Origin of the sequence: Arthrobacter sp. FX8, assembly GCF_026723805.1 — a bacterium.
Taxonomy (GTDB): domain Bacteria; phylum Actinomycetota; class Actinomycetes; order Actinomycetales; family Micrococcaceae; genus Arthrobacter.
In genome coordinates this window covers 2,783,663-2,801,679 of sequence record NZ_CP113505.1, presented here as the reverse complement: position 1 = coordinate 2,801,679, position 18,017 = coordinate 2,783,663, and the positions used below count along the sequence as shown (strand labels likewise).

Sequence of the window (18,017 nt, the reverse complement as noted above, 5' to 3'; positions counted from 1 at the left end):
CGCTACTTCTTCTCGGTCAGCGCGGATGCCTTGTGCGCCGCGCGGGCACCCGTCTTGTCCGACTCCACCACATACTGAGGTTCGTCCTCACTGGCGCGGTGCGTGTTGCCGTCGAGTTCAAAGTCGCTGGTCTTTTTTCGACGATTTTGCCGTGCGTCTTGCCCTGCGAAGTGTTCCACTCCACATGCGTTCCCTTGCTCAATGACATGCCTGCTCCTCTGGGATCCCTGTGGAAAACAAGTGCCCTCCAATAGTAAGCATGGTTAGCTTATGGGCGCATTGACAGGGAATTCCTCTGTCACCGCCTCTGAGCAGGTGGGCGGCGGTCCCGTCGCGAAGGGAACCAGCCCTGAAGCAGTGCCTGCCGCAGGGCTGGCGAAGGAAAGCGTACGACGGCGGGACGCGCCCGCCGTCGTACGTTTCAGTCCTGCTTCAGGCCGGCTCCGGGCAGCAGTTCTGTTGCGCCCAGGGAATCGGCGATGAAGGCGTAGTCCCAGGCCCTCTCGCGCCACTGCACGTACCGTCCGGACGCGCCGCCGTGGCCACCGTCCATCTCGATCTTCATCACGATAGGTTCGGACCCCGTGGTCTTGTTCCGCAGTTCCTGCACCCACTTGGCCGGCTCCACGTACAGGACCCGGGTGTCGTTGAAGGACGTCACCGCGGCGATCTTGGGGTAGGCCACCGCCCGCACGTTTTCGTAGGGGGAGTAGGACTTCATGTAGGCGTAGGCCAGCGGGTCCGTGATGGGATTGCCCCACTCCTCCCACTCCAGCGCAGACAACGGCAGGTCCGGATCCAGGATGCTGGTGAGCGGGTCCACGAACGGCACCTGCGCCACGATGGCCGCGTACTTCTCCGGTGCCATGTTGGCCACGGCACCCATCAGGAGTCCGCCGGCCGAACCGCCCAGGGCGGCGATGCGGGAGGGATCCACCCAGCCCGAGTCCGCCAGCCAGTCGGTGGCGTCCACGAAGTCGGTGAAGGTGTTCTTCTTGGTGAGCTTCTTGCCGTCCTCGTACCAGTGCCGGCCCAGCTCGCCGCCGCCGCGGATGTGGGCGATCACGAACACCACACCGCGGTCCAGCAGGGACAGCCGTGCTACTCCGAAGCCGGGGTCCATGCTCATCTCGTAGGAGCCGTACCCGTACACCAGGCCGGCCGCCGTCGAATCCTGTTTGACGGCCTTGTGCCGCAGGACCGACAGCGGGATGCGCGTGCCGTCACCTGCGGTGGCCCATTCCCGGGTGGCCACGTAATCGCTTCCGTCATAGCCACCCAGCACGGGGCTCTCCTTGCGGAGCAGCAGTTCGCCGGTGGGCTGCTCCGGGGTGGGCAGGACGAAGTCGTAAATGCGGGACGGCGTGAAGTAGGACGTGTAGCCCAGCCGGATCACGGGTGCCTCGTAGTCCGAACCGCCCACCCCCGCCGTGTACAGCTCCTCGTCGAACGCCGGCTCCACCGGCGCCTGCTGCGCAGGCGTGCCCAGGCCGGCCAGCCCCATCACCTGGACGCGCTCGATGGTGTCCTTGCGGATGGACACGACCAGGTGCGTGGCGGTGACACCGGCGCCGTTGACGCGGACGTCGCCGGAATGTTCCACGACGGTCTGCCAGGTCTGTTCTGCCAGCGGCTTGTGGAGTTCTTCCGCGTCAGCCAGGGAGACCATGGAGTTGATGGCGCCGTGGTTGTGCGTGAGCAGGATTTTCTCGGTTTTCCCGTCGGGGCCGTCGAGCAGGAAGGGCTCGGCCTCATACAGGATGCGTTCATCCCGCGAGATCACCGTGCTGACGGTTCCGGTGGGGTCGTCGAAACGGAGCAGCCGGGTTTCGCTGTACTCCGAGCATCCAATGCCCAGCACCAGGTAGCGCCGGTCCGCGGAGAGCTCGAAGCCCAGCCACATGGCGGGGTCGTCCTCCTGGTACACCACAACGTCGTCGGCCACGGGTGTGCCCAGGACGTGCGCCTTCACCTGGTACGGGCGCCAGGACTCGTCCACCACTGTGTAGAAGATACGGGTGCCGTCCGGGGAGAACGCCACGCCGTAGAAGATGTTTTCGATGGCATCCGGCAGCAGTTCACCGGTGCGGAGGTCCTTGATCCGGAGGGTGAAGCGTTCGTCTCCGGAGTTGTCCACTGCGTAGGCATAGAGGGTTCCGTCAACCGTGACGGCGGTGCCGCCTATGGAGAAGAACGGCTTGCCTTCGGCTTCCACGTTGCCGTCCAGCAGGATTTCCTCGCCGGGGATCTGCAGGCCGGGTTCCACGGCGGGCGGAGTCCAGTCCGCCACCTTGTCTCCGGTGTCCTGCGCCTTGACCCGGCAGTGGATGCCGTATTCCTTGCCCTCCGCGGAGCGGCTGAAGTACCACCAGCCGTCCTTGCGGTGTGGAACGGAGAGGTCTGTTTCCTGGGTGCGGCCCTTGATCTCCTGGAAGATGGCCTCGCGGAGCGGCTCCTGGTGCGCGGTGACGGCTTCCTGGTACGCGTTTTCGGCCCGCAGGTGCTCCACGACCTCCGGCGATTCCTTGTCCCGCAGCCACTCGTAGTTGTCCACGAACGTCTCCCCGTGGTGGGTGCGTTCGGTGGGGATCTTCTTGGCAACCGGGGGCGCCGGGGTGGCAGTGCCGGTGGAATCCTGCAGGGAGGTGGAGGTCATGGATTCAATATATAGACCAGCCCGGACAAGTCGGCAGGCCGTTCGCTACCGGGGGAGAAGGGACGCCCCGAATGGGGCGAAAGACTCTGGGATCCTACCCGCGGTTCCCGGCACCCTGAAAGGGTCCCGCAGGGAAAAGGAGAAACCATGACCCCCGAATCCGGACCGGCTCCCCGCGCCAAAGCATGGCTGGCGGTGACCCGCTGCATGGGAACGTCGTGCGTGATGCTGGTCCGCAGGCAGGTGCATCTTCCCAAGGAAAACGTGGGCCGGGTGCTGCGCTTCGCTGACGGCAGCACCTCGCGGGTCTACCGGGAGACCGCCGTCGACCGGCAGCCCGGTGAGCCCTGCATCCTGGTGGTGGCCTTCACGCTGCGCCTGGTCCGGGGCCGGGCGCACCGGCTATTCGAGGCGGAAAGCCTGGTGAATACCCCGCTCTTCGTCGGGTTCCCGGGCTTTGTTTCCAAGCTGTGGTGCGCCCACGACACCTTCGGTGCCTACCGCGGCCTGTACGAATGGGACGGTGCCGAGCGGGCGCGAAGCTACGCTGCGGCCCTCTGGCGGGTCCTGGAACTGGTCAGCGTCCCCGGGTCCATCAGCTACAAAGTGGTTCCCGGGCTGCGCCGCGACGAGGTGCTCGCAAACCCCGCCCGGATGCAGGAAGCAGCAGCCACCCAGGACCACGCCTGGTGGCGGCTTCTCGGCCAGGCATGACGGCCGGGCGGGTATGGCAGGCAGGCAACGCACGACGGCGGACACCGACCTTCTGGTGGTAGGCGCCGGTCCCGCCGGGCTCACCACGGCCCTCCAGGCGCACGCCCACGGAGCCACGGTCCGGGTGGTGGACCGGCGCGAACACCGTGTCAGGCCGTCCCGGGCGATGATGCTGCATGCACGGGCACTGGAGGGCCTTCGCCCGCTGGGCGTGACCGACGTGTTGCTGGACCGGGCCGACACCACGCCCCTGGCACGCATACACTTCGGCCGGCGCGTGGTCGAAGCCCGGTTGGGCCACGCGGACCTCCCGGATACCGCCTTTCCGCACCTGACCCTGGTCCGGCAGGCCGACGTCGAGGACGTGCTCTGGCAGGCACTGCAGGCCAGGGGCGTGCCGGTGGACTGGGGCGTGGAGTTCTGCGGACTGGGACCGGAGGGCACCCTGGATACCGGCGGTGGCCCGGGGCCTGGTCTGGTGCATGCGGAGCTTCGCGACGCCGGGGGCGGAGCCGGCGGCCACGCTTCCCGGTTCCTGGCCGGATGCGACGGGCAGTCCAGCACGGTCCGCGGCTTCACCGGCGCGCAGTGGCGGGGTGCCCCGTACCGGGTGGAGGCGGTCCTGGCAGACCTGGAGCTTGATGGCGCCCTGGACCCTGGCCTGCTGCACGTGGCCGTCGGGACCGGGGGACTGGCCTTCCTCTTCGCGCTGGGCGAGGGCGCCACCTGGCGGATGCTGGCCACCCGGCCGGCGCTGCCGCAATCCACCGCCGGCTTCGGACAGCTGGGTCCGCCCGTTCCGCCGGATGAAGTGGCCCGCCTGCTCCGGGAGTCGGGACTGGGTGCTGCCGTCCGGGACGTGCGCTGGTCGGCCCAGGTTCCGCTTCAACACCGCCTGGCCAGCACGTTCGGAAACACTCCGCTCTTCCTCGCCGGCGACGCCGCGCACGCCCACTCGCCTGCGGGCGGGCAGGGCATGAACAACGGCATCCTGGACGGCCTCAACCTCGGGTGGAAGCTCGGTTTCGCCTCGACGGCAGGCGGGCCGCTCCCGGAACTGCTGGCAACCTATGGGCACGAGCGGCGGCTCGCGGCCCGGCGCGTGCTGGCGCTGACGCACGTCATCTTCTTCGGCGAAGCCTCGCCGCACCCGGTGGCCCGCCTGGCCCGGAGCCTCCTTCCCGCGTTCGCTCCGGTCCTGCCGGTGCTGCTCCGCCGGCAGTGGCTCACCTCCCAGGGCATCAGGCTGTTGTCCCAGCCATTCGTTCGCTACCGGAACAGTGCCATCTCCCGGGACGGCACGCCGCGCGCCGCTGGGTGGCCGAGGCCCGGCGAGCGGCTGCCGGATGCGCCCGTGACGGTCGGCGGGCGGGCGGCCCGCCTTCACGAACTGACCGCCGTGCCCGGCGTCCACCTTTGCTGGAACGCGACGTCGGCCCTGGTGCCTTTGGCGGGAGCCCCACCTTGCGGTCACAGACGGGACCCGATCCCCTGCTCCATGTCCACCGCCTCGACAGCCACCCGGGCCGGGGCGTTGTGGCGGTCCGCCCGGACGGATACGTCGGTTTCCGCTGTGGGGAGGCAGGCTCCGCCCAGCTGCGCGACTGGCTGCGGCTGGTCGGCGCCGTCCCGGACCAATCAACGCTGTACTAAACGGCGCCGGACTGGAGGGTAGTTGCCGGCGGGCCGCAGGCGTATTCTGTTCAGTTCAAGGCACATCCGCCCAGCGTGAGAGGGGAAGTTCCATGACCATCCCGCCAGTGCACGAACCCGAGCCGTTTCCGCCCGAACCCGGTCCGGAGCCCACATCGCCGGATCCCACCCAGCCGCGCCCGCCCGGCCCGCCGTCTCCCAATCCGTTCCCCGCGCCGGCGCCCCCAGGCCCGCTGCCCGTCCCGGATCCAGGGCCCGCACCGCTGCGTCCGGACCCCACCAGGGACTGACCGGAGAAGCCAGAACCTAGTCCGGAAGGGGCCTCTTGCACAGCAGGAGCTGTGCAAGAGGCCCCTTCCGTGTGCCCGGGTAAAGGCGGAAATCCGAAGCCTGCAGGACCGAAAAATTCTTCAGGAATCGGCACCCAAACCCCTTGCGGACCTGCTTCCACGGTGCTAAAAAATCTATGTCAGCGAATATAGATCGACTGACGTGGATGTTGGATCAACTCTCACGAGGAGGGAAGCCATGTTGATGCGAACCGATCCGTTCCGCGAGCTGGACAGGCTAACCCAGCAAGTCCTCGGAACCACTGCACGTCCGGCGGCGATGCCGATGGATGCATGGCGCGAGGACCAGGAATTCGTCGTGGCCTTTGATTTGCCGGGTGTCACGGCGGACTCGGTGGACCTGGATGTCGAACGGAACGTCCTGACGGTGCGGGCGGAGCGTCCCGATCCCGCTGGCAAGGATACCGAGCTGATTGCCGCTGAGCGGCCGCGCGGCGTCTTCAGCCGCCAGCTGATTCTTGGCGACACCTTGGACACAGAGAAGGTGAAGGCCAGCTATGACGCCGGTGTCCTGACGCTGCGGATCCCGGTCGCCGAAAAGGCCAAGCCGCGCAAGATCGAAATCGAAACGAAGGGGGAAAAGCAGGAAATCGCTGCCTAGACCTTAAGGACCGGGAGGCGGCCATATCTGTTGACTGCCTTTTTGGGGCGAATCGCCATTCTGTGCACGCCACAGCGCCAAACAGCGCAACGGCAGCGTAGGCCCTGACCTCCCGACACGGCGGCCCCCGGCTTTGGCCGGGGGCCGTCCGCATGTCCGGGCGGTCCACGTCAAGGGTCAGGTGCCCAGTTCCAGCATCAGCGCCGGCAGTTCGTCGGCAAGTTCACGGGCCAGGAACCCCAACGGGCCCAGCCTGCTGGCCAGCCTGTCTGCCGCGGCTGCGTGCAGGTGGGTACCCCAACAGGCTGCCTGCGCGCTGCTGGTTCCCCGGGCACGGACCCCGGAAATGGCTCCGGCCAGCACGTCCCCGCTGCCGGAGGTGCCCAGTCCGCCGTACCCCGTGGTGATCTTCCACAGGTCCGGTTCGTCGGGGTTCAGCCCTGGCGGCTGGGTGATCAGCCCCTGGCAGCTGACCACGGCGTCGAACCGTTCGGAGATTTCGGCCAGGTCCTTCTCGAGGTCATCCGTGTCCCGCCCCAGCAGGATGCCGGCCTCCGTGGGATTCGGTGTGAGGATGAGGCGGCCGCGCCACGGGTCCAGCTGGTCCTCCAGGTGTACCAGCGCGGCCAGCGCGTAGGCATCGAGGACGACGGCGGCGCCTTGCCTGCTGCCGGCGCCACCACCGGGGTTGCCGCCACCGCCGTGGTCGCCGCCGGCCTCGCGCTTAAGCAACGCCTCCAGCAGTTCACCGGCAAGGTCGGGGTCGTCCAGGCCGGGCCCCACCAGGAGGGCATCCGCCTGGTCCACGTAGGAGTGGATGCTGTCCAGTTCCGGTTTGACCGAGCCGCCGGCAGTCTCTGGCAGGCCGATGGAACCGCACTCGGGCAGCGCCACCCCCAGCTGGACGGCCACCGACCCGGCAACGGCCAGGGTCAGCTTTCCGGCGCCCGCGCGCAGCGCTGCGGTGCCGGCCAGCAGGGCGGCGCCGGGGGTGGCCCGGGCACCGCCCACCACCAGCACTGAGCCACGGGAATACTTGTCCGCGCCCGGTGCCGGCAGCGGCCAGTCCCGCAGGAGCGACGGCGTCACCAGGGTGGCGCCGGAGGATTCACCGCGGCCGGACACTGGTGTCTCCGGCATGCTCGGTGACGGTGACGCCCTGCTCGGCCAGGTGGTCGGCAACGTTGAAGCTCTCCAGCGTCCACGGCCCAACGCCGGAGGGGCGGACGAACCGGGTCACCGAGGCGTTGAGGATGGCCTCCGTGGCTGCCAGGTCCAGCAGTTCCTTCTCGCTCAGCCCCTCCAGCACGTACCGGAACAGCATGATCACGGCGTCGTGGCACACCAGCATCACCCGCTGGCCGGTGCCCAGGCCGTTCAGCTCTGCCAGGACGGACCGCAGCCGCAGCGCCACGTCCGCCCAGGATTCCCCTCCCGGCGGCCGGTAATACAGTTTTCCCAGCCAATCCCTGCGTTCGGATTCCTCGGGGTAGCGGCTCTCCACGCCCAGCCGCGTGAGCCGGTCCAGGATGCCGAGTTCGCGGTCGCGGAGCCGCTCGTCCGTGCGCACCTGCAGCGGCCAGCCGGCTGTTTCCACCGCAATTTCAGCGGTCTGGCGGGCACGGGCATAGGGGGAGGACACCACGGCGTCAGGGCGGAACTCCCCGGCGGTCCGGCCCAGGGCGATACCCAGCGCCTTGGCCTGTTCCCTCCCGGTTGCCGACAGGTCCACGTCTGCATCACGGGCCGGAACCTCGATGACCTCCACTCCGGCCGCACGGGCCTCGGTGGCCGCCACGTTGCCCTCGCTCTCGCCGTGCCGGATCAGGAGCAACTCCACGGCCCCGGCCTGCTGGACGGCCTCCGTCAGGCCGTCGTCGTTTGCTGATTCACCCTTCAAGAAACCACCCCGTCCTCGCCGTGCCCGAAATGCCGTGCCGATTGCAGGAACACTACCAACGGTGTACCCAGGGGGCGGCGGAAAATAACGGCCGACGGCGGCCGCGCACCATGGGTGCGCGGCCGCCGTCGGCGCAGCAACAGTGCCGCGGGGGACCCGAAGCTACGGCTCCGGCGTCAGGACCTTGGAGAACACCGTGGCTCCGTTGGCGTTGCGAAGGCTCACGGTGAAGCTGTTGTCCGCATCCAACTGGACGTGCCCGAAGAACTGGTTTTCGCCGCCGCGCGGGGACTCCCCGGCAAAGCGCCCTGCCTTCGAGAACACCACCTCGGGCCCGAACGTGCCGTCCATCGTGTTGGGGCCGAATGATCCCGCGGCGATGGGCCCGGCCACGAACTCCCAGAACGGATCGAAACCGGTGAAGGCTGCCCGTTCGGGGGAGTAGTGGTGGGCGGCGCAGTAGTGCACATCGGCGGTGAGCCACACCGTGTTCTTCACGCCGTTGCGCTTGAAGGCGCTCAACACCGCGGCAATTTCCAGCTCACGGCCCAACGGGGCGCCGGCGTCGCGGTTGGACAGGCTCTCCTGGTTGACCGGGCCGTCCGGCACCACGATGCCCAGCGGCAGGTCCGCGGCGATCACCTTCCAGGTCGCCTTTGACTTCGAAACTTCGCGGATCAGCCAGTCCACCTGCTCCTGGCCCAGGATGGAGGTGGCGTAAGGCTCCTTGCCGTCCGTGTTGGGCGATTTGAAGGTGCGCATGTCCAGGCAGAAGACGTCCAGCTGCGGTCCGCGGCTGATTTTCCGGTAGATCCGGGCGGGCTGGTACTGGCCGGCGTCGTCGAACGTTCCCGGGCGCCAGACGGCCGAGCTGTCCGCGATGGGCATGTTTTCCTGCCATGCCTGCCGGCCGCGGGCAGCCAGGGTGTTGACGTCCCGCACCGTGTATCGGGAGTCATCGATGATCTGGCCGGGGTACCAGTTGTTGTGGGTCTCGTGGTCGTCCCACTGGGCGATCACGGGGACGTCAGCGAACATGGCCCGCATGTTGGCGTCCATGGAGTTGTACCGGTGCCGGCCGCGGAACTCGGTGAGCGTTTCGGCCACCTTGGAGACCTCCTCTGTAACCAGGTTCCGCCACACCTGGCCGTCCTTTTCCACCACGCTTTCGGCGATGGGCCCGTCGGCGTAAATTGTGTCGCCGGAGTGGATGAAGAAGTCCGGGCGGGTCTGGTGCATGGCCCGGTAGCCGCGCATCCCGCCGATCTCCTCGTTGATGCCCCACCCCTGGCCAGCGGTGTCGCCGGTCCACACAAAGCTTTGCGCAGACGACGCCGGGACGTCGCCGCCGCTGCTGGTGCCACCGGTGCGGCCCGTGCCGTTGATCGGTCCGGCGTCCGGCGCCGTGCGGAAGCTGCCGCGGACCGTCTCGCCGGCCGCCCCGCCGTCGTCCTCGAAGCTGATGTCCAGTGCGAAGCGGGTGTTGGACGGCAGGTTTCCCGCATGGATCTTGGCGGTGAAATCGGACGCCTGGGTGGCCCGGGGCCCGCGGAGCACCCGCTCAAAGGCGCCGCGCCCGCGCAGGACCTGGCCGCCGTCGTCCACGGCCCGCAGGACTGCCGTCATCCGGCCTGCGCCGGACGCGCGGGACCACAGAACGGCTGAATCGGAGGTGACGTCGCCGGTGGCGATGCCGCTGGGCAGGGTCAGGCGGTTGCGGACCAGCGCAACGCCTGACGGTGTGGTGCCTGCCTGGGCAGCGGCCGGGACGGATGCGAGCGCGGCGGCCAGGACCGACCCCTTGACGACGGTGCGGCGTGAAACGGTGGCGCGGGAGTTCTCAGTCATGCCCTCAGGTTCGCTCCGGCGGGCGCACAGACTCTGTCCCGCTGGTGAACCCCGGGTAAGCCGCTGCTGAACAAGGCGTGGCGGCCGCGTCCGGAGCGTATTGCCGCAGTGGCGACGCGCAAATTCCGCTGCGACGCCCAAAGTCATCGGCGCACCCCAAATATCGCCGCGCCAGGGAATATGCGCGTCGCCAGTGAATAAGCGTGTCGCTGGCGTGCCCTAAGGCCTCGCGAAGTCGCCGATCCGGCCCTCCCGAAGTGCCGCACCCACGGCCGCGATCCCTCCATAGTCCGGAAACAGTACGGACTGCCCGGCAACGAATCCGGAGCCCGCCGTCGGAAGCGTCATGGTGCCAATGGCGTTCACATCAAGGTTGCGCAGGCTGTAGGCCAGGATCGCTGCCTGGACGGGATCGAAACCCTTGTCCACGGTGAGGCAGCAGGAGGCGAAATCAACCAGCGACCGCACCGCGTTCACGTCGTTCAGGGCACTGCCCCCGGTGAGGCGGGCCAGGATGGCACGGAGCATGATCTGCTGGTCGCGGACCCGTTGGAAATCGCCGTCGGAGAACGCGTAGCGCTCGCGGGAAAATTCCAGGGCGGCCTGTCCGTCCAGGTGGTTCATGCCCTGGGTGAAGACGTGCTGGGTTTCGATCGAGGACTGGAAGGACATCGGCACATTGACGTCGATGCCGCCCAGGCCGTCCACCAGGAGCTTGAACCCGCCAAAGTCGAGCATCAGGGTGTGGTCGATGGTAATTCCCAGCAGCTGCTGCACCGTGGCGGTTTGCAGGTCGATCCCGCCATACTGGAGCGCGGAATTGATCTTGGCGCTGCCGAAGCCGGGGATGTCCACCCAGTTGTCGCGGTTGATGGAGACGAGGTAGAGGTTCCGGCGGTCGGCAGGGACATGGACCACCATCAGGGTGTCCGCCCTCTGGTCTGAGGGTTCACCGGTGGCTGCAGTGTGGGCGGCGGCGTCGCGTGCGGGAGTGTCACGGATGTCGCTGCCGATGACGAGGATGTTCATCGGGGTGGCGGGCAGGTCCGGGATCGGGGCAGGCGGCGGTGGGGGCGCAGGAGCGGGCGGGGGAGTTTCAGAGGGGGTCGGGGTGGGCGTGGGCGTCGGCGTCGGGCTGGGCGACTCGGTTTGGGTGGCTGCAGGCTGTGCTTGCTGGCCGGAGCGGCTCAGGCTGAAGACCGCGACTCCGGCAGCCACCACAAGTGCCAGCACCACCAGGGCGGCGACCCAGCGGCGGCGGCCCAGAGCCGCCAGCCAGGCCGGCCGGTGGGAACCGGAGGAACCCGGCGGCAGGGAACCGGAGTTCCCGGAGTTACCGGGCCCGGATGGATCAGAACCGCCTGGGATGCTCATGACGCCTCCACCTCATTGTGTTTGGTGGGTTCAGTGTGCGTCGGGCAGGCCCCGGTTGGCTACAAGGTTATCCAAACTGTCACCTGCGAAGGTTCCATCCGGTTCGGCGTCGAGCTGCTGTAACGCTGTTCCGCTAGGGCGACTGGGGCGCGGTCCCGGGGACCCGGGCGTTAAGGCGGGCATGGCGCAGGATGGAGACAATGGCGGGGGCCAGTTGGTCCTCCATCTCCCGGTACACCTCCGGCGCACGGCGGTACGGGTCCACGATGTCGTTGTCTGCGGCGTCGGCGGGGAGCGAAAGGTGGCGCACCCCGGCGGCCCGTGCCGGCAAGCCGCGCCACAAGGCGGCGTTGGCAGCCAGCCGGGCGTCGTCGTCGGACGCGTTGCTGCCGGGCAGCGCACCTGGGGAAGATTCGACGGAGGCCCGCTGGGCGTCCGTCCCGGAGGCCCGCTGGGCCAGGACATCAAGCATCCGGGCGAACTCGCGGATGGTGAACGTCCGCTTGAGAAGGGAGGCATCAAGCTGCAGGACCTCGCCGCGGTGCCCGGACGTCATGGTGAGCACCAGGTCAACACCCCGCAGGATCCTGGGCGTGAGCTGCCGTGCCGCGAACCCTTCGGGATCACCGCCAAAGGTCCGCACGATGTCCGCTGAAATGGGCTGCATGGGTTCGCCCACCAAGGCGCGGGTGCCGGCGCTGGACACCTGGAAACCGCCCGGCACCACCTGGTCGAGTCCAGCCTGCAGCAGCCGTTCGGCCACCGGCGAGCGGCAGATGTTGCCGGTGCAGACGGTCAGGATTCGTACTGGTGCGGAAGTGTCCAAGGAGATGTCTCTTTTCCCAGCTGCTGGCGGATCCGGTCCGGACCCGTGCCTTTCAACTTAACACGCAACGGCGCGGCGGCGGGCTCCCGGGCCGGGTGCCGCCGCCGCGCCGCAGGACTGCCCGGCGGCCGGAAGTGCCGGTTACAGGGTGGCCAGCAGCTGCTTCATCTGCGTGATCTCCGCCTGCTGCGCGTCCACGATGTCGTGGCCCAGCTTCACGGCGTCCGGGAATTTGCCGGCGCTGATCTCCTGCTGGGCCATGTCGATGGCGCCCTCATGGTGCCCGATCATCTGCTCGAGGAACAGCCGCGCGGCCTCGGTACCGGTGGCAGACTTCAGCTTCTCGATGCCGTCGTCGTCCACCATGCCGGTCATGCCGTGTCCGGAGTGGTCGCTCATCATGGTGGGCACGTTCCACCCGCTGAGCCAGCCGGTCATCTGCGCGATCTCCGGTGCCTGCGCCGCCTTGATCTTGGTGGCGAGCGCGGTCACCTCTGCGGGCATGTCCGGCTTGGCCAGGATGATGCCGCTCATCTCCACCGCCTGGGCGTGGTGCGGGATCATCATCTGGGCAAACATGATGTCCGCCTGGTTATGGTCGGCGTTGGCGCTGGGCATGGTGCCGGCGCTTGGCATCGTGCTGGACATGGGGTTGGAGCTGCCGTGGTCCATGGGCATGCCGTTGCCGGAGCCGGCATTGGCCGCGCATCCTGCCAGGCCGAGGGAAGCCGCCAGGGCAGCAGCAATGGACAGGGTTTTGATAGTGGTGTTCATGGGTCCTTCAGGGATGTAGTGGAACTGGGCCGGGGTACAGGGCGCAGTCCGGTTTACGTCCGGCTGATGGAGAGGTCGCACGGTGATGGGCTGGGCGGCAGGTACCCGTAGGAAGAGCCTGGGTTGCCCGCCGCCGGCAGCAACGGAAGGACGGCAAGGGTTGCCTGCGGCGGGAGGACCGTCACGGGGCCGCCGGGGACCGACGGCACGCAGGGCGCCCCCGACTCCTGCGCCCCCGGGCAGGAGTTGCCGCAGGTGCCCGGCGCCAGGGCCGGCGGGTCGGTGGAAGCCGGGGCGGCCGCGTGGCCGGCGTGGCCGGGATGGTCCCCAACCGCGGAATGCACGACGGCGGCGGCCCCGGCCGGTGCCGCGGGGGAGTCAGCGCTGTGGGAGGCCATGCTGTGCGACGCCACGCTGTGCGTATCCATGCCCTGGGCAACAGGCCCGTGCGAGGCATGCCCGGCGGTCAGCACGTGCATGCCCAGCAGCCCGGCGATGACGGCCAGGGTGGCGGCCAGCAGCCAGGCTGCGCGGAGGAAGGACGCCACGGCGCGGGTGGTCATGGCTGTCCCTCCTTCCGATCTGTCCATGCTGTTCAACGTACCTCAGACGGGTTCAGTTTCAGGCGCCGGAGCAGCTGGGCGTTCAGGGCCACCACGATGGTGGACGCGGACATCATCACAGCCCCGGCAGCCGGGGACAGAACCACCCCGGCGAAAGCCAGGACGCCCGCGGCCAGCGGCACGGACAGGATGTTGTAGCCGGTGGCCCACACCAGGTTCTGCCACATCTTGCGGTAGCTGGCGCGGGACAGGTCCACCATGGACAGCACTGCCCGGGGGTCGTTCCCGGCCAGCACCACGCCTGCCGATTCCATGGCGACGTCGGTTCCGGCGCCAATGGCGATGCCCACCTCCGCGCGGGCCAGCGCCGGCGAGTCGTTGACGCCGTCGCCCACCATGGCCACCTTCAGCCCGCGGCCCTGCAGCTCGGCCACCTTCTTGTCCTTGTCCGCGGGCAGGACCTCGGCGAACACTTCGTCAATGCCCAGGTCCGCCGCCACGGCCTGCGCCACCTGGTGCGCATCACCGGTGACCATGGCCACCTTGACGCCCCTCCGTTGCAGGGCGGACACAGCCTGCCGCGACTCCGGCCGCACCGCGTCCTCCATGCTCACGGCACCCAGGACTGTGCCGCCGTCGACAACGTGGAGCACGGCGGCTCCGCGGTCCATCCACGCCCGGGTGCTTGAGGCCAGGGCCTCGGGTTCGACGACGCCGAGCTCGCGCAGGAGCGCAGGCCCGCCCACGTGCACGGTGCGGCCGTCCACGCTGGCCCGGACGCCCCGGCCCGGCAGGGAGGTGAAACCGGTGGCTTGGGGCAGTGGCAGGCTCCGGGCCCTGGCGGCGCGGACGATGGCCCGCGCCACGGGGTGCTCGCTCTCCGACTCGACGGCGGCGGCGAGGGCCAGCACGGCGTCCGCCCCGACGCCGCCGGCCACGGCAACGTCCTTCAGCTCCGGCTCACCGGTGGTCAGCGTGCCGGTCTTGTCGAACAGGACCACGTCGATGGTGCGCATCCGTTCAAGCGCCATCCGGTTCTTGATCAGCACCCCGGCCCGGGCCGCCTGCTCCGTGGAAATGGCGATCACCAGGGGTATCGCCAGACCCAGGGCGTGCGGGCAGGCGATGACCAGGACGGTGACGGTGCGGGTGACGGCGTCTGGAACGCTTCCCAGCAGTGTCCAGGCGATGAAGGTCAGGACACCGGCGCCGGCGGCGAAGTAGAAGAGGAAGGCCGCTGCGCGGTCTGCCAGTGCCTGGGCACGCGACGACGACGCCTGCGCCTCTTCCACCAGCCTCTGGATCCCGGCCAGGGCGGTCTGGTCGCCCACGGCGGTGACGCGCACCCGGACACTGCTGTCCGTGGCCACGGTTCCGGCCACCACCGGGTCGCCGGCGCCGCGTGCCACGGTTTTGGATTCCCCCGTGATCATGGACTCGTCGAACTCAGCCTGCCCGTCCATCACGGTTCCGTCCGCGGGCATGCGGGCGCCGGGGCGGACCAGGACCAGGTCGCCGGTCTTGAGGTGGGAAACGGGGACGGTTTCCGTGCCGCTGTCCGTAATGCGTTCGGCCTCGTCCGGCAGCAGAGCCGCGAGGGCATCCAGGGCGCCCTGCGCCGACCCGAGGGCACGCATCTCGATCCAGTGGCCCAGCAGCATGATGGCCACCAGCAGCGCCAACTCCCACCAGAAGTCCAGGTCGAAGCCGCCGATGCGCAGGCTGGTGACCCAGGAAGCGGCAAAGGCCACCGTGATGGCCATGCCGATCAGCAGCATCATTCCCGGAGCGCGATCCTTGAGCTCCTGCAGGCCGCCTTTGAGGAACGGCTGGCCGCCGTACAGCAAGATGACGGTGCCCAGGACCGGCGGGATCCAGGCGGAACCGGGGAATTCGGGCGGCATGTAGCCCAAAAGGTCGCCCATCATGGGGCTGAAATAGACCACCGGAACGGCCAGGACCAGCGTCAGCCAGAACCGGTCCTTGAACATGGCTGTGCTGTGCCCGGCGTGCTGGCCGTGCGTGTGGACGGTATGGTCGTCGTCGCTGTGGCCGCCGTGTTGTCCATGCCCGGCGCCGTGCGCCGGCGGCTGGGTCAGGGTTCCGCTGGGTGGCTGGTGATGGTCGTGCGGGCCGCCGTGGTGCTGCATGTCGTGATGGTCCTGCATCATTCCTCCTTCGAGGAAGCCGCTGCCAGGCGATCGGAATTTCCGACGGCGGCAGGGCGCTTTGTGCCTCAGGCGCGGGCAGGGTGGTGGCCGGTTCCGCGGCGCCGGCAGGCGCAGCAGCTGCAGCCGGAGGAAGCGAGGGGGAGCTCGGGGCGGTTCCCGGTGTTCATGTCAGTTCCAATCCGTTGAGGGAATCAAGGGGCGCTGGGGTTGAACGGCTGTGAAGGCCGGTGTGGGCACCAGCCGGGACATACCACTTCACTGACAACACCACCAATATACCCCCTAGGGGTATAAGTGGCAAGGGTCCCTACTCTATGTGTCCGCTGCATCCATAGGGCATCCCGCCCTACCTTCCGGCGCGTGGGGCGACCATACTGGGAGTAGTGACGAGAGCCCGCTCCCACAGGGGGCTGGCCGGTGTGCGGGAGGGTGGACCTGTGATGGAGCTCAGCGATCTATACACGTATTCGAGTGCGCTCGGAGACAGTGAAAGCGATGCGGGCATCTTCAGGGTGGAGATGGGGCCTGCAGGCCCAACCTTCCACTGGTCGGACGGGATGTTCCGGCTGCACGGCTACCAGCGCGGCGATGTTGTCCCCAGCATGGAACTGATCTTGTCCCACAAGCACCCGGATGACCGGGAGCGGTGCGAGGAGATCCTGGCGCAGGTATCGACCACCGGCGGGTTCTTCTGCATGTACCACCGGATCGTCGATGCCCGCGGCCGGACCAGGCGTGTGCTCACCTCCGGCGAGGCGATCCTGGCCGCTGATGGAACGCTGGCGGCGTTCGAAGGCGTGACGGTGGACCTCAGCCGGACGCTGCAGCGCGAAACTGAAGAGGCTGCGCGCGAGGCCGTGGTGGGTGCCACCGCAACCCGCACGTTGATCGACCAGGCCAGGGGCATCCTCATGGGGCAGCTGAAGCTCGGCTCCGACGACGCCTTCCAGATGCTGGTCAGCACCAGCAGCCACCGCAACGTCAAGCTGGTGGTGGTGGCAGCGGAGTTGGTGCAGCTGGCCAACTCCCCGGAGGCCCGGACTTACCTCGACCGGGCCGTGCGGGCCATCCAGTTGAACAGCCGGGCAGAACGCATGAACGGCCGGGCAGACCGCGCCGGGGGCCGCCGCGCCGGGTAGCCGGTACCCGGTAGGATACGTGGAGGTGCGCCGGGAAGTCTGGTCGGCATGGATTTGCCGAACCCGGATTTAAGGACGCCTTCATGACCTCCACCCCGCCCACGCCCAGCAGGAACAAGTTTTTCGGCTCCACCGTCTTCGCCCGCGGCAGCTACGCCGAAGCCCTGCGCATCGGGGAGATCCTCCGCAAGGAAACCGTGGGTGGAGCCCTCCTGGTCCTGGCTGCCGTGATTGCCCTCATCTGGGCCAACTCCCCGGCGTCGAACAGCTACTTTGCCCTCCGGGATCTCAGGGTGGGTTATGAGCCGTGGCACCTGGACCTGAGCCTGGGGGCCTGGGCAGCGGACGGGCTGCTGGCCATCTTCTTCTTCCTCGTGGGCCTGGAACTCAAACGCGAATTCGTTGCCGGCGACCTGCGGCAAGTCAGCAAGTCCATCGTGCCAGTGGCGGCCGCCGTGGGCGGCGTGGCTGTCCCGGCGGTGATTTACGCCGTCGTCAACCTCGCCAGCCCGGAAACGCTGCGCGGCTGGGCCATCCCCACCGCAACGGACATTGCCTTTGCCGTGGCGGTCCTGGCCATCATCGGATCCCACCTCCCCAGCGCCCTGCGGATCTTCCTGCTGACGCTGGCCGTGGTGGATGACCTGATTGCCATCACCATCATCGCGTTCTTCTACTCCAGCGACATCCAGGCCGCGCCGCTGCTCCTGGCCCTCATCCCGCTGGCCGTCTACACCTTCCTGGCCCAGAAGTACCGCCGGTTCTTCGGCCGCCACGCAGTTGCCGCCTGGCTGATCCTGCTGCCGCTGGGTGCCGCGACCTGGGCGCTGGTGCACGCCTCCGGCATCCACGCCACCGTGGCCGGGGTACTCCTGGGCTTCGCCATTCCCGTGATCCGGTCCCGGGCCTCCGGCGGCCCGGAGGCAGGGCCCGGACTGGCCGAGATCTTCGAACACCGGTTCCGTCCGATTTCCGCCGGCGTGGCCGTTCCCATCTTCGCGTTCTTCTCCGCCGGCGTGGCCGTTGGCGGGTGGGAGGGCCTGGGCTCAGCCCTGACGGACCCGGTGGCGCTGGGTATCATCCTGGGCCTGGTCCTGGGCAAGCCGGTGGGCATCATGGGCACCACGTGGATCCTGACCAAGGCCACCAGGGCCAGTCTGGACAGCTCCTTCAAATGGATCGATGTGTTTGGCGTGGCGCTGCTGGCAGGGATCGGGTTCACCGTGTCCCTGCTGGTGGCGGAGCTCAGCTTCGGCCATGGCAGCCTCCATGACGACCACGCCAAGGTGGGCATCCTGGCTGCGTCACTGATCGCCGCGCTGCTGGCCACGGCTGTGCTGCGGACCCGGAACCGGCAGTACCGGGTCGCCGAAGAGCTTGAGAGGGTGGATTCGGACCACGACGGCGTCCCGGACGTCTACCAGGAACGCACCTGACCCTTCGCCGGG

At 68.4% G+C, this 18,017-nt stretch carries 14 protein-coding genes and 1 pseudogene; 5 read left to right on the top strand and 10 right to left on the bottom strand.

The window, feature by feature from the left end:
• Positions 1-2: 2 nt before the first annotated feature.
• Both OUO20_RS13030 and OUO20_RS13025 read right to left on the bottom strand, forming a co-directional pair.
• Positions 3-208 (bottom strand): annotated as a pseudogene (locus OUO20_RS13030) (DUF2945 domain-containing protein).
• A gap of 213 nt (positions 209-421) precedes the next feature.
• On the bottom strand, positions 422-2,656 hold the full coding sequence (locus OUO20_RS13025; protein WP_018768840.1) for a S9 family peptidase: 2,235 nt from the start codon (positions 2,654-2,656) through the stop codon (positions 422-424).
• A 147-nt stretch (positions 2,657-2,803) separates the two neighbouring features.
• Here OUO20_RS13025 and OUO20_RS13020 point away from each other — a divergent pair, with 147 nt between their 5' ends.
• From OUO20_RS13020 to OUO20_RS13010, 3 genes are all read left to right on the top strand, one after another.
• Positions 2,804-3,370, top strand: coding sequence for a hypothetical protein (locus tag OUO20_RS13020; protein ID WP_134164087.1), 567 nt, complete (start codon positions 2,804-2,806; stop codon positions 3,368-3,370).
• A gap of 13 nt (positions 3,371-3,383) precedes the next feature.
• A complete protein-coding gene (locus OUO20_RS13015; RefSeq protein WP_268001902.1) occupies positions 3,384-5,045 on the top strand; it encodes an FAD-dependent monooxygenase in 1,662 nt (553 codons plus the stop codon).
• A gap of 506 nt (positions 5,046-5,551) precedes the next feature.
• A complete protein-coding gene (locus OUO20_RS13010) occupies positions 5,552-5,974 on the top strand; it encodes an Hsp20/alpha crystallin family protein (protein WP_018768837.1) in 423 nt (140 codons plus the stop codon).
• A 177-nt stretch (positions 5,975-6,151) separates the two neighbouring features.
• Here the strand turns inward: OUO20_RS13010 and OUO20_RS13005 are convergent, their stop codons facing one another.
• From OUO20_RS13005 to OUO20_RS12970, 8 genes are all read right to left on the bottom strand, one after another.
• Positions 6,152-7,099: an NAD(P)H-hydrate dehydratase gene (locus OUO20_RS13005; protein WP_442781138.1), complete on the bottom strand. Its 948-nt coding sequence runs from the start codon at positions 7,097-7,099 to the stop codon at positions 6,152-6,154.
• Positions 7,083-7,874 carry a histidine phosphatase family protein gene (locus OUO20_RS13000; RefSeq protein ID WP_142071279.1) on the bottom strand — a complete coding sequence of 264 codons (792 nt, stop codon included), beginning with the start codon at positions 7,872-7,874 and terminating at the stop codon, positions 7,083-7,085. The genes OUO20_RS13005 and OUO20_RS13000 overlap by 17 nt, the downstream gene beginning before the upstream one ends.
• A 162-nt stretch (positions 7,875-8,036) precedes the next feature.
• A complete protein-coding gene (locus OUO20_RS12995) occupies positions 8,037-9,722 on the bottom strand; it encodes an alkaline phosphatase D family protein (protein WP_268001900.1) in 1,686 nt (561 codons plus the stop codon).
• 219 nt (positions 9,723-9,941) lie between these two features.
• Positions 9,942-11,096, bottom strand: a complete 1,155-nt coding sequence (locus OUO20_RS12990; RefSeq protein ID WP_223992580.1) for an LCP family protein — start codon at positions 11,094-11,096, stop codon at positions 9,942-9,944.
• Positions 11,097-11,229: 133 nt separating this feature from the next.
• On the bottom strand, positions 11,230-11,922 hold the full coding sequence (locus OUO20_RS12985; RefSeq protein ID WP_268001899.1) for an arsenate reductase/protein-tyrosine-phosphatase family protein: 693 nt from the start codon (positions 11,920-11,922) through the stop codon (positions 11,230-11,232).
• A 141-nt stretch (positions 11,923-12,063) separates the two neighbouring features.
• The gene (locus OUO20_RS12980; RefSeq protein ID WP_268001898.1) at positions 12,064-12,696 is read right to left on the bottom strand and encodes a DUF305 domain-containing protein; all 633 of its coding nucleotides are present in this window, start codon (positions 12,694-12,696) and stop codon (positions 12,064-12,066) included.
• Between the two features lie 53 nt (positions 12,697-12,749).
• The gene (locus OUO20_RS12975) at positions 12,750-13,259 is read right to left on the bottom strand and encodes a hypothetical protein (protein ID WP_268001897.1); all 510 of its coding nucleotides are present in this window, start codon (positions 13,257-13,259) and stop codon (positions 12,750-12,752) included.
• 32 nt (positions 13,260-13,291) lie between these two features.
• Entirely contained in the window at positions 13,292-15,427 is a 2,136-nt protein-coding gene (locus OUO20_RS12970) for a heavy metal translocating P-type ATPase (protein ID WP_268003433.1), read from the bottom strand.
• 443 nt (positions 15,428-15,870) lie between these two features.
• Between OUO20_RS12970 and OUO20_RS12965 the strand changes: the two genes are divergently transcribed.
• Both OUO20_RS12965 and nhaA read left to right on the top strand, forming a co-directional pair.
• Complete coding sequence (locus OUO20_RS12965; RefSeq protein WP_268003432.1) at positions 15,871-16,569, top strand: PAS and ANTAR domain-containing protein; 699 nt, start codon at positions 15,871-15,873, stop codon at positions 16,567-16,569.
• Between the two features lie 83 nt (positions 16,570-16,652).
• Positions 16,653-18,005: a Na+/H+ antiporter NhaA gene (gene nhaA, locus OUO20_RS12960; protein ID WP_056392746.1), complete on the top strand. Its 1,353-nt coding sequence runs from the start codon at positions 16,653-16,655 to the stop codon at positions 18,003-18,005.
• Positions 18,006-18,017 lie beyond the last annotated feature (12 nt).